At 40.2% G+C, this 12,121-nt stretch carries 7 protein-coding genes; 6 read left to right on the top strand and 1 reads right to left on the bottom strand.

Annotated elements, in window-relative coordinates; all coding sequences use genetic code 11:
* Positions 1-15: 15 nt before the first annotated feature.
* Positions 16-720, bottom strand: coding sequence for a MotA/TolQ/ExbB proton channel family protein (locus tag J0M15_14500; GenBank protein MBN8538261.1), 705 nt, complete (start codon positions 718-720; stop codon positions 16-18).
* Positions 721-1,033: 313 nt separating this feature from the next.
* Between J0M15_14500 and J0M15_14495 the strand changes: the two genes are divergently transcribed.
* The 6 genes from J0M15_14495 to J0M15_14470 all read left to right on the top strand — a co-directional run bounded on the left by J0M15_14495 (position 1,034) and on the right by J0M15_14470 (position 12,030).
* Complete coding sequence (locus tag J0M15_14495) at positions 1,034-2,722, top strand: methyl-accepting chemotaxis protein (protein MBN8538260.1); 1,689 nt, start codon at positions 1,034-1,036, stop codon at positions 2,720-2,722.
* A gap of 348 nt (positions 2,723-3,070) precedes the next feature.
* Complete coding sequence (locus J0M15_14490; GenBank protein MBN8538259.1) at positions 3,071-3,331, top strand: acylneuraminate cytidylyltransferase; 261 nt, start codon at positions 3,071-3,073, stop codon at positions 3,329-3,331.
* Positions 3,332-3,446: 115 nt separating this feature from the next.
* A complete protein-coding gene (locus J0M15_14485; protein MBN8538258.1) occupies positions 3,447-5,912 on the top strand; it encodes an acyl-CoA dehydrogenase in 2,466 nt (821 codons plus the stop codon).
* A 71-nt stretch (positions 5,913-5,983) separates the two neighbouring features.
* Positions 5,984-6,364, top strand: coding sequence for a hypothetical protein (locus J0M15_14480; GenBank protein MBN8538257.1), 381 nt, complete (start codon positions 5,984-5,986; stop codon positions 6,362-6,364).
* Positions 6,365-6,482: 118 nt separating this feature from the next.
* Positions 6,483-9,716 (top strand): S8 family serine peptidase, encoded by a 3,234-nt coding sequence (locus J0M15_14475; GenBank protein MBN8538256.1) that lies wholly within the window; start codon positions 6,483-6,485, stop codon positions 9,714-9,716.
* Positions 9,717-9,918: 202 nt separating this feature from the next.
* A complete protein-coding gene (locus J0M15_14470; GenBank protein ID MBN8538255.1) occupies positions 9,919-12,030 on the top strand; it encodes a hypothetical protein in 2,112 nt (703 codons plus the stop codon).
* Positions 12,031-12,121: the final 91 nt, after the last annotated feature.

Here is a 12,121-nt window from a genome sequence, read left to right as displayed (position 1 = left end):
CTATCCTAATTTCTTTTATTCATGAAAATCAGCTTGACGGTAATCAAAAGTACGAGGGATTTTTTTAGAAACAGGTTCGTAACTATAGGTTAACCAATTATAGACCATTAAGGCTGTTTGGTTTAAATCTTCCGTCAGGGATTGAGCTCTGTTTTGTAAGACGGCAAACATAACGAGGGCAGGAATAGCAACCAACAATCCATAGGCTGTCGCATACATGGCCATTGAAATACCGTTAGATAGGAGTGCCGCTTTTTCTATAGGATTGCTGTTGGCTACAGCAGAAAAAGAATCAATAAGACCCATGATCGTTCCTAAGAGACCTGCTAGGGTGGCGATGTTACCAATGGCCGCCAGAAAACCAGTACGCTTTTCAACTTGAGAGGTCTCTGAAAGTAAGACCTCATCCATCTTTGATTGAATCTCTTGGCTGCCGCCTCGGTGAACGGCGGCTTGAGTCCCTGCAACAATAGCTTTTCCAAGGGCATAGTCTTTTTTAGAAAGGGACTTGGCCTTAGAGAGAACGGTATCAAGGTTTCCTTTTTTAATATCTTCCTCAAATTGGAGAGCCATATTTCTGTTGTTCAGAGATCGAGAGAGAAAAAGAACGTAAATTCTTTCAACAATGATCGCTATAGAAAAGATTTGACCGAAAAAAATAATCCACATGACAAATCCACCATGGGAAAAAGCTTGAAATAAATTGGAAAAAAATCCCATACGTACCTCTTTAAAAAACAAATTAGGGTTAAAAAAACAGTTAGCGCCATAAAAGTCAGCAAGCCATGGGCCAAGTCCAGTGCATCAGCAAGATCAATTTAAAGTGGGTAGAGTCATTATAAAATTGAAATTTTCATCAACTTGTCAAAAGTTAAGACAAATTCTGGCAAAAACAAAACAATAATTGTTATTTCTATTGAAGGATAGTTGGAAGATAGAACTAAATTAAAATAGGTCTCAAGATAAAAAATAATATGTCGATCCTCATTTTGCTAAGTCTAAAACAAAAGAAAATCAATCAGAGGGGTATCTCATGGTCAAGTCATTTAAAGCCAAAATCTTGTTTAGTTTAATTGTAGCGATTGTCTTATCAATAGCTGTGGGCGTTTTTGGATTGTATAGATCCTATCATCAAGCATTGGAGTCTGCCAAAGACACTCAAGAAGGCTTAGAGTTTTCGGACTCTGTGGCTTCCATTCAAAAGGATTTTAGTCACATGATACAGGAATGGAAAAACACCTTGTTACGAGGCAGTAAAAAAGAAGCCTATGATAAACATGCAAATGCCTTTGATAAAGCCCTGGTGAGTATTTATGAAAAAGTAAACACCCTTAGAGGAAAAACAGATAAGGCGCACTTATCTCAGTTAGATAGCTTTAATTCTAAGATCAAGGAATTGGAGTCAAAGTACAAAGCCGCGAGAACGGAGTTTATCAATCCTAGTAAGTTTGATGCGGCATCTGCAGATGAAGCTGTCAAGGGAATTGACCGTGGAGCCTTGGAGCCTTTGAACGCCCTATTAGATCAAGTTGAGAAAGAAAATAAAGATCAATCGCTTGATGGCATTAAGAGCATGAGAACTTTATTTTGGACCACTGTCGTGGTTTCAGGAGTTGTGGGATTGCTATCGATATTGATTTTTACGTTTCTAATTTCGAAAATTGTGAATCCGATCAATACCTCGATTGCTTCGTTGCAAAGTACTTCTGAAAAAGTAGCCGAAGTGGCGACCCATGTTTCACAATCATCTATGAGCGTTTCCGAGGCGGCCACAGAGCAGTCTTCGTCTCTAGAGGAAACGGCGGCCTCCTTAGAGGAAATTAGCGCGATGATTTCTAAAGCGGCAGAGAGTGCTAATTCGACTGCCATTAGTTCCACAGAATCTCAGCAAAAGGCTGAAGAGGGCCGTATCGCCGTTGATCAAATGCTAACCTCGATGGATGAAATCAGTCAAAGTAATGAATCTATCATGGCACAGATAAACGAAAGTAATCAAAAGATGGGCGAGATCGTCAGAGTGATTCAAGAAATTGGTAATAAGACAAAAGTGATCAATGAAATTGTGTTTCAGACTAAATTATTATCTTTTAATGCCTCGGTGGAAGCTGCGCGGGCAGGAGAGCACGGTAAGGGATTCGCGGTTGTTGCTGAAGAAGTAGGTAACTTGGCACAGATGAGTGGTAATGCAGCCAAAGAAATCTCCGATATGTTAGATGGAAGTATTTCCAAAGTGGATTTTATTGTGAACGAAACCAAGTCAAAAGTGGAACTTCTTGTGGCTCAAGGAAAAGGAAAAGTGGAGTCTGGAGTCAGGGTGGCTCGTCAATGTTCTGATGTTTTAAATGAGATTGTTCATAATGTTTCTAAGGTTTCCACATTGTCTCAAGAAATCTCGCAAGCGAGTAAAGAACAAGCCCAAGGGGTGACAGAGATCAACAAGGCCATGGGTCAGTTAGATACAGTAAATCAGCAAAACACGACTACCAGTCAAGAAGCTTCAACCTCGGCGCAGCAGCTTTCATCTGAAGCGGTTATTTTAAAAGGAATCGTGGAAGATTTAGTTTATGTCGTGCAAGGAAGACGAGCCGATAATTTTGAGAATAATAAGGGGCTTCACCAGCAAAGGAAAAATGTCTCCAGAGGAGGTTCTTCCGGTAAGAATCAACTTCCGAATCAAGGCAGAGTCAATCATCATGCCAAGGGAAAGAATTCTGCGGCTTAAGATAGTAGCTTGAGATAGCAACTTAATTTAGAAGCTTAATTTAGAAGCTTAATTTAGAAAATAGGAAGTGATTTGAAAAAATAAGTAATTTGAATTTCAAAATAAATATAAAAAATAAAGCGTAAAAACAAAAAGTAAAGAAAAGAAGAAAAAGAGCCAATCGAAAAAAATTGGCTCTTTTTCTTTTGTAGTTGTTCTTAGTGTTGGCATTCCATTTAGTGTGGAAGTGGTTATTAATGTGATGTGTATTAAAAATAAAATTTGATTGATAATCAATCAAGGTTTTGATTTGATACACGGAGAATTGTGACAACCAAAATTAATATTTAGTTTAGATAAAGGAAAAATATGAAATTACTAGTTATGGCTTCATTGATCGCGCTTTCTTTTGCAACAGGTTTTACTTGTTCTAAAAACAAACCCGAAGAGATCAAAAACGAAGAAACGCCGGCAGCGACTTCGGAGCAGGCGCCAGCAGGGTCAGCCCCCGTAGAGCAACAACCTTCACAAGAGCAAATGGCTCAGCCAGTTGAAAGCAATTTGCCTGCAGAACCAGCAGCACCTGCGGTCAAGTCACCAGAACCACAACAAACTCCTGAATCTAAATAAAGGGCCCAAATAATTTTTAAATCGGGCTTGCTTCAGAAGAATTTAAGAGTTTTAATACCACATAGCTGTATTAATTTGTGAATTTTATTTGTGAATTCAAAAGAAAGGATTCTTTATGGAGGCATTTGGTTTTTTGCAAGCCTTTATGGGCTGGAGTTTGCTTGTAGGACTGTTAGCAGCGCTGATGTTGGGATACGTGGGGGCACCCATGATTTTGTGGTCCCTAGCTATTTTGATTTACATGGTGGGTCTGGGGTTGCCCCTGTGGTCCTTGGTTGTGGCAGTGATTCTTTTATTAGTGTTTGTTTTAAAACCCGTTCGCACGCACACAGTAACCGCCTTGGTGGTGAAGTTATTTAAAAAATTTGATTTTATCCCTAAAATTTCAGAAACAGAGAGAATCGCTCTGGATGCGGGAGTTGTTTGGATTGAAAAAGATTTGTTTTCGGGAAAACCAAATTTTGAAAATCTGATGAAAGAGTCTTATCCAGATCTAACAAGTGAAGAAAAAGCATTTATTGACGGGCCTGTTGAGCAGCTTTGTAAAATGCTCCAACCTTGGAAAATTTGGCGCGATCGTGAAATGCCTAAGGAAGTCTGGGATTTTATTAAGCATGAAAAATTTCTGGGGATGATTATCCCAAAAGAGTATGGTGGGCTGGGTTTTTCGGCGCTCTGTCACTCGGAAGTGATTATGAAGTTGTCTTCAAGATCGCTACCTGCAACGATTTCGGTGATGGTTCCTAATTCGCTGGGGCCTGCGGAGCTGCTTGTCCATTACGGAACGGATCAGCAGAAAAATTATTACCTACCTCGATTAGCCGTCGGGACAGACATGCCATGCTTTGGCTTAACGGAACCCTTGGCGGGTTCTGATGCTGGTAGCATCACTTCAAGTGGAGTGATTTTTAAAGACGCTCAGGGAAAAATAAAGATCAAGCTAAATTGGAACAAAAGATGGATCACCTTGGCATCGATTTCAACAGTGATTGGTCTGGCGTTTAAGCTCAGGGATCCGGGAAATATTTTAGGAAAAGGAGAAGATCTAGGAATTACTTGTGCCTTGATCCCTTCAAATACTCCGGGCGTCGTCATTGGCCGAAGGCATGATCCTTTATCCATTCCATTTCATAATTGTCCTACCCAAGGTCATGATGTGATTGTCGATGTCGACGCGGTTGTGGGTGGGGCTGCTGGCTGTGGCGAAGGTTGGAAAATGTTGATGGAGTGTCTTGCTGCTGGAAGAGGTATCAGTTTGCCCGCCCAAGCAACAGGAGGTTCTAAACTGATTGCCAGAGTGGTTTCAGCACATTCTGTGGTGCGAAGACAATTTGGTGTGAGCATTGGAAAATTTGAAGGTATTGAAGAGCCTTTGGCCAGGATCACGGCGAAAACATATGCACTGGAGGCTATGAGGAAATTTACCGTTGGAGCTCTTGATAAAGGAATAAAGCCACCGGTGATCACAGCCATTCAAAAGTATTATTCAACGGAGTTAGGCAGGTCAGTTGTTAATGATGGCATGGACGTGATGGGTGGCTCTGGAATTTCCTTGGGCCCACGAAATCTTATTGGTGAAATTTATGTAGCGACTCCCATTGGGATTACGGTGGAAGGGGCTAATATTTTAACAAGAACCTTGATTATTTTTGGCCAGGGGGCATTGAGAGCCCATCCTTTTGCTTACAATGAGGTGAAGACCTTAGAGGCTAATGATTTAAATGGTTTTGATACCGCTTTTTGGGGTCATGTGGGCCATGTGGTCAGAAATCTTTGTCGAAGCATCTTGTTGTCATTGACTCGTGGTTATCTTGCTAATTCACCCGATTGTCATCCTCAACTGCGTGTTTATTTTAGAAGACTGCAATGGGTTTCGGCAAGTTTTGCAATCCTGTCGGATGTGGCCATGGGATCCCTTGGAGGAGCCCTAAAGCTGCGCGAGAAGCTAACTGGTCGATTCGCAGATGTGTTGGCACATATGTATATCATGACATGTATCCTACGCCGTTTTGAAGCTGAAGGTCGAAATAAAGAAGATTTAGCTGTCGTTCATTATAACTTAAAATATGGTTTAGCTAAAATTCAAGAAGCTTTTGATGGGATTTTTGATAATTTGAAAATCCCAGGATTGCGATGGTTTTTAAAAGGATGGGTGGGAGCTTGGTCGCGGATTAATTCTGTGGGAAGTCAGGCCAGTGATGGTTGGTCTCATCATATTTCAACCGATGTGATGCAAGATGGTGAGTTTAGGCAGCGTATTACGGGTGGAATTCATTTGCCAAGCGATATGACTCAGCAGTTAGCTCGTCTTGAGAATGCTTTTAGAGTTTCAATAAAAGCTGAAAATGCAGAAAAGAAAATTAAAAAAGCGATCAAAGATAAGATCCTACCTAGGAAGAAAATATACGAAATTCTAGAAGAGGCTCGGGCTAAAAATGTTATCAGTGAGGATGAACTTAAATTAATTAAAGAATCCGATGCCATTAGGTACGATGTGATTTTGGTTGATGACTATGATGAAGATGAATTTATGGGAAGGAAAGAGTACCATCCTCAGCTTATCGAAATGAAAAGTTTTTAGAAGCGAATTTTCAAGCACTTGCTTTCAAACAAGTGCATAGAATCGCGAGTTCGCTCTACAAAGGAGATTATATGAAAAATAGGAATTTAAAAATTGGCTTTTTTTCACTTCTTTCTATTTTGGTTTCTTTATTTTTATCTGAAAGTCTTTTTGCAGCCAGGGTTTTAGACGGAAACTATTTGGCGAAAGAAAAAATTCTAAATTTAACTATTGCTTATATGGGGGGGTGTCAGGCCCCCGATTATTTTATTCAATGGGAGGATTGTGCCTTTGATGACTCTTCACAAAGGACATTTCTTTATGGGTGGTTGTTAACAAATGAAGAAGTGGTTTCTTGTGATATCAATGTAGAGCAGAAATTACAGTTTCCACTTTCAGAAATCAAATGTGATCCAGATTTGATTTTTATCAAATCGACTTCTTCAAAGATTCCTTTCTTGATTCGTAAATAAGAAGAAACAATTTCTATAATAATATTCCCTTATGACGCATTTTTTTCTGCCGCGCGCTTAATTTGTTTTGGTGACAGGACCTTTGAATTAAGTATCAAATATCATTCTGGGGGAAAAAATGGATTTTTCACAACGGATGTGGTCTTCTCTTTGTTTCTTAATTTTAACTAGTCTTTTTACCGTATCATGCACGCAACAAAAACCAAACTTGAATTTGTTTGGCCCAGACTTAAAGAGGGCAAGCCAGATTTTTAGTGATCGTCCCCAACAAAAGGGTGATGTCGTTTTGTTATTGAAATTGTCACAACCGGCATTGTTGTCAGCATTAAAAATAGATAGATTAAAAAACGTCGTCGATAAGGAATTGTCTCGGGCGATTCAAGCCGAACAGGCCGCGGTGATCGCAAAATTAAAAGAAATTAATCCAGAAATTTTAATCCTCTATAGGTATAAAATGGTCCTCAATGCCCTGACCATTGTGGCGCCAGAAAAGGATCTCGAGAAGATCCAGGGGGTTACGGGAGTGAACTTGGTTCAAAGATCTCAATCTTTCGAACGCGCCAAAGCCGTGATGCCGGCCACAGCAGCGACACTGGCAACAGCAGCAACAGCGGAAGTGGCCTCCTCGGTTATCAGTTTAAATTTGAATAACTCTGCTCTTTTTTTGGGAGCAAAGACCGCTTATGACAAAAACATTAAAGGTCAAAATATCAGAGTCGGAATTATCGACACAGGTATTGATTACACCCATGCTATGCTAGGTGGGTCTGGGAACATTGATGATTATAGCAAGGTCTCTCCAGATAAGGAGTCATCTCAGTTTCCAAATCGAAAAGTTGTAGGCGGTCTAGATTTTGTTGGGACTCAGTTCAATGCAGCCAGTGATGTTTTTTCACAAAGAATACCTAAAATGGACGGTAATCCCATGGATGAAGGGGGGCATGGTTCCCATGTCGCCGGAACAGTGGCAGGAATCGGTGATGGTTCGAATTCCTATAATGGGGTGGCGCCATCGGCCCTGTTGTATGCCCTTAAAGTTTTTGGTGCCGAAGGTTCAACCTCCGATGAAGTGGTGATTGCCGCTTTGGAATACGCTGCAGATCCTGATGGGGATGAAGTTTTGGATGATCGATTAGATGTCGTCAATTTGTCCTTAGGTTCAAACTATGGAGGGCCTAAAATATTTTATAATCAAGCCATCAGAAATTTGACCTTAGGTGGAACGGTGGTGGTTTGCTCTGCTGGAAATTCAGGGGACACGAGTTATATCGTTGGGGCGCCCAGCGTGAGTGATGAAGCCATCAGTGTGGCAGCCAGTGTGGATTCCATGGAACACAATTGGAAGTTTAAAGCGATATCTATTCAGTTTAATGATAAGTCAGAAACAGTTGTAGAGGCAGTGGAATCCTCCATGTCCAAGCCTTTGGCTCATCTTGAGTCAACCCAAGGAAATTTCATGTATGTGGGCTCTCTAAATAAAGATTTGACGGAAGAAGAAAAGGCTTTGCTTCATGAGAAGGTGGCTTTGGTAGACAGAGGGGAATCTACATTTTCAGAAAAGATTCATCGTGCTGAACAGGCTGGAGCCGTCGGAGTTGTTGTTGTTAACAATCAAGATGGCGAGCCTTTTTCCATGGGTGGAACTGGAAAATTTGATATTCCTGCTATTATGGTTTCTAAGAAGTTAGGTTTAAGAATTAAAGAAGCTTTGAAGGCGGGGCCCGTTTCGATTAATTTTAAGCTCGATAAACTGCTAGAGAAAACTAATTTGATTGACACCATAACTGATTTTTCTTCCCGTGGACCCAGGTCTGAAGATGCCTTGATAAAACCAGAAATTGCCGCTCCAGGAGCCAATATTATTTCCGCGGCTATGGGGAAGGGGAAAGAGACCGTCAAGTTTTCAGGGACCTCCATGTCGGGCCCTCATATCGCCGGAGTCATGGCCTTGATGAAACAGTACTATCCCGAGCTGAGTGTTGCCGAGCTAAAGTCAGTGGTCATGGGGACGGCTAAGTCCATGGTGGATGCCGATGGAAAACCCTATTCCATTTCTCGGGTGGGAGCCGGTAGGGTTCAGATTGATCAAGCTCTTTCTGCAACACTGGCTTCGGCAACTTCCGCCTTGAGTTTGGGGGATGTGCGGATAGACAGTCAGAAAATGTTGTTAAAGAACTTGAACTTGAAAAACATTAAGCCAGAACCAATCAAAGTTACGGCCGTATTTGAAGGGAACCCAGCTCTCACTATGGAGCCCCAGGAGATCTCCTTGGATCCACGAGCTGAAGTTGCCGTGAGCCTGAAGTTTACTTTATTGGCATCACTTTTAAAAAAATCAGCTACTGGAAATTCCGCTACCGTAAATTCGGCAACAGAGCTTGATGGCTATGTGAAGTTTTATAAAGATAAGGAAAAAGATAAAACTGAAGTGTTTAGATTGCCACTGTTGGCGGTAGTTCGTAAAATTTCGGGAATCAGTGCTAACTCCCTGATGATTCAATCGACGTCTCAAGTGGATAGCGATGGGGCTTTAGCTGAGCTAAGCTTATCAAATTTATCAGGACAAAAAGGCATCACCTATCCGATGAATTTAATTATGACTGATGATAGAAAAAAGGATCCCACCCAAGATGAGTTTAAATCCAAAGCTTGTGACTTACAAAGTGTTGGATATAAAGTTGTTGGCGATAAGCTTTATGTCGGGTTTAAATTGTATCAACAGGTTACCTCCTGGAACCTGTGTGAGCTGAACATGCAAATTGATTCAGACAGGGATGGCGTCCCCGACCAAGAAATTGTGGGTGTGCCCATGAGCCGGCTAGAAGGGCTACCGGCTTCGGGTAAATTTGTAACCTTAAATTTGGATGCTTCAATGATCAGAAACCTGAGAACGGCTTTTGAAAAACAAAACGATAAGTCCAAAGAATCTGAAAGTCCTAAGCGCCCCAATTATCTTAAGGCTGTCAATGATGTTCAGGAGATGATCTATTACGATCACTCAAGTATTGCCATGCTGATTGTGGATATGAACAAGATCAAAAGAGATCCCACAGGAGAGGTGTTTGTGAAGCTGGCAACCTCAAGTTTGGAAGAGTACGCGATCGAAGGTGATGACTATCTAGGTAATGATCAAAATCAGTGGAGAAAAATGGATCTTTCCGCTAAGGGACAGAGTTTTATCTTTGATCAGTTATCTCTTGAGCTGGAGGGGCACCAAAACAAAGTGCTTTCTTTCACGAAAGGTCAAGGCTTTGGCGAGTTGATTCTTTTAACACCAACGAATAGATCGGTGCTGAATGTGCTTTCATCGGATGATCAATTAGAAATAGTAAAAGCAAGGTATATGAATTAGGCTAATGACTCCAGCTTCGGTGTAATTGATAGGCACCAGAAGATTGATGTTGGGATCCCAAACCTGAAGGGTTCCCGTGGCCTTCGCCCGCGGAGTCCCATCCGTAAGAATCTTTGGAAGTGACGATTTTTGTCTTCTTTTTGTTAAAAGTGTTTAATTCTCTTCAGTGGTTTTACTTTAGTGTTTCGATTATATTCTCAAAATGAAATATTTTAAATTAAGTCGAAATTTTTTTATATTGTCCCTCACGTTTTTCAGTTTTTTAGACAGCTCCTTGGGCCAATCAGCAGATTCTTTGAACCTAGGGCAAGTGCTAATTAATCAAATAAGTCAGTTTCAAAATACGGAACCTTTTCAGATTTTTGGTGAAGATAAGCTATGGCTTAAATTCATGATGTCGGAAGCTCTCAAAAACCATTCGATGAAAAATCAAGTTTTGGATATTCAATCGTTAGATATTCAAAAGATTAAAGAAAAATATTTAGTGTTCAAGCAAAAAGTATCCATTGTAAAAAAAGATTTTTCATCGATGGAAGATTATATCGATTTTGAAAAAACAGAATGGCCACAATCAGGAGATTTAAAAACCGATATAAAAAGAATTGAAGAGGTAGGACTTACTTTGACAGTACCCCATTTTGACAATGAAATCGCCAATCAACTTTGGGCGAAGAATGAGCAAAATCAAATTCAGTTCTTAAAAAAAATGGGATTAGCAACAATCACTTCTTTAGTTAATTTAAGCCAGTCTGAATTTAAATCAAACCAGTCTAAGGGATTTTATGGTTCATCTCTACAAAGGCAGATTGAAAACCAATTTGTTGAGCTTTTTAGAGGGATGTTTTCAAGTAACGGGGATCAGTTAATGAGGGATGTTTTACCGATTTTGCTGTCTGAGTATTTTAAAAACTCTTCCTCAGAAATGAAAGTGAATATATTCTCGGCTTTACTCGATCTTAAATTTCCCCTGTCTAAGGAAGATTTGATATCTACTTTTTTCGCAAATAGTGGCCCTCAACTTCAAAAAGTCATTCAACTCCTAGCGCGCAATAAAAGTATTAGTCCTGAGTGGAAAAAGCTGTTTAAAAAGTTTGAATCTAACGGAAGACCCGTTCCTGATTGGCAAGTGCAAAAACTTTTAGCGGAATCTACATTTCCGTTCGAAATTCTTGAGTTTGAGAAAGAGCCTTTGGGCGTTGGTACCATGGCCCAGGTTCATGGCGGAAAGGTTAAATTTCCTGATGGGAAAATCAAGCAGGTCGTTTTTAGATTTATAAAACCGGGGATTCAAGCCATGGCTTTGGCAGAGACCCTGGTAATTAACAATGCTTGTGAAGCTATTGATAAAAATCCTAATTTTTTAGGTAAGGATTATCCTAAGTTTTCAAAGTTAGCCAGCAACGCCTATTCCATGATATTGGATGATATGAATTTAAAAGTGAGTGCTAAAAACCAATTAGAGGGGATCGAGGTTTATTCGCGTTCGGATGTCTTTGTTCCCGAAGTGTGGCTTTCTTTAGAGGAGCAGCCTCTTTTCATGGTTCAAACAAGGGCGGACGGTGAAGAGTTATCAAATCACTCCATTCAAGTCAGACAGAATGCACTCAATGCCATTATTCAGTACTGGCTTGAAGAGGCTTTGTTTGGAACGGGTTTTTTTCATGCAGACCCGCATCAAGGAAACTTAATGGTTAAGCTCAGAGAAAAATTTAAAGGTGCGGACAGAGAATTAAAAACCCTCCTCGATTTTGGAATGGTGGGCAGACTTTCTAAAGAAGACCGTCTTAATTTAATGGGATTTGCGGTGGCCATAGCCTCAAAGAATATTCAATCTCTCACCGAAATGGCTTGGAGGATGTCTGATACTCAACAAAACTCGATTACAAGGAATGAGCTATATCAAAAAATAGATGAAAAGTATGGAGCGCGATCGGATCAAGAAATTTCTAATGATCCTCATTTTATTGAGTCAATTTTAAAGTTTTTTCCTCAAATTGGATTAGAGTTGAATCTTCATATTCAAGAATTTTTAAGGGGTTCTGTGGAGCTATCAAGTCAGTTAGCAGAAGTGGATACAAAAAATACCTTTCTTTCTAATGCTCTCAAAGTGGTATCAAGACACCCCATTCAGGCCTTGAAAGTTTTAAAATTAAAAGAGGTAACAACAAAGGATTTATTTAAAGTAGCTTGGAATCAAATTTTTAAAAAGAAAAAATCGACAAATCAATCCTTGGTTCAGCAAACCCTGATTAAGCCTCGTTCATCTGTATCATCGACTCAAAGTAATCAGTGTTTAAAACATTATGGGAACTGATGGATATGGACCATAGTTCTATTCTTAACTATAGTCTTGGGTTTTTGTTAGACAAATAAGTCCGATTGAGTTGCCCTATTATCTGTGGAGG

It is taken from the genome of Deltaproteobacteria bacterium (assembly GCA_017302835.1).
Classification (GTDB): Bacteria; Bdellovibrionota; Bdellovibrionia; order Bdellovibrionales; family Bdellovibrionaceae; genus UBA2316.
The sequence above is the reverse complement of the archived record's forward strand: the minus strand, read 5'-3'. Positions and strand labels throughout refer to the sequence as shown.

Bases quoted from the DNA above. Each gene is read 5' to 3' on its own strand.
- J0M15_14500 (MBN8538261.1), bottom strand. From the start codon at position 720: ATGGGATTTTTTTCCAATTTATTTCAAGCTTTTTCCCATGGTGGATTT.
- J0M15_14495 (MBN8538260.1), top strand. From the start codon at position 1,034: ATGGTCAAGTCATTTAAAGCCAAAATCTTGTTTAGTTTAATTGTAGCG.
- J0M15_14490 (MBN8538259.1), top strand. From the start codon at position 3,071: ATGAAATTACTAGTTATGGCTTCATTGATCGCGCTTTCTTTTGCAACA.
- J0M15_14485 (MBN8538258.1), top strand. From the start codon at position 3,447: ATGGAGGCATTTGGTTTTTTGCAAGCCTTTATGGGCTGGAGTTTGCTT.
- J0M15_14480 (MBN8538257.1), top strand. From the start codon at position 5,984: ATGAAAAATAGGAATTTAAAAATTGGCTTTTTTTCACTTCTTTCTATT.
- J0M15_14475 (MBN8538256.1), top strand. From the start codon at position 6,483: ATGGATTTTTCACAACGGATGTGGTCTTCTCTTTGTTTCTTAATTTTA.
- J0M15_14470 (MBN8538255.1), top strand. From the start codon at position 9,919: ATGAAATATTTTAAATTAAGTCGAAATTTTTTTATATTGTCCCTCACG.